Origin of the sequence: Aliivibrio finisterrensis, from assembly GCF_008933155.1 — a bacterium.
GTDB lineage: Bacteria > Pseudomonadota > Gammaproteobacteria > Enterobacterales > Vibrionaceae > Aliivibrio > Aliivibrio finisterrensis.
The window spans coordinates 1-230 of record NZ_WBVP01000134.1 but is presented as its reverse complement, the minus strand read 5'-3'; the positions used below and the strand labels follow the sequence as shown (position 1 = coordinate 230).

The window sequence follows — 230 nt, the reverse complement described above, 5'->3', positions numbered from 1 at the left end:
GTCGTGCAGGATTCGAACCTGCGACCAATTGATTAAAAGTCAACTGCTCTACCAACTGAGCTAACGACCCAATGGTATCCCGTAGGGGAGTCGAACCCCTGTTACCGCCGTGAAAGGGCGGTGTCCTAGGCCTCTAGACGAACGGGACACTGGATATTTGAAGGTGTTGGGCACCTTCTATTGCTTCTTTACATTTTTAACCTAATCAATCTGTGTGAACACTCATAAAT

The 230-nt window shown here is 47.4% G+C and carries 1 tRNA gene; it reads right to left on the bottom strand.

The annotated features are described in order from the left end of the window. Positions 1–72: 72 nt before the first annotated feature. Positions 73–148, bottom strand: a tRNA-Glu gene (locus F8B77_RS17430). Positions 149–230 lie beyond the last annotated feature (82 nt).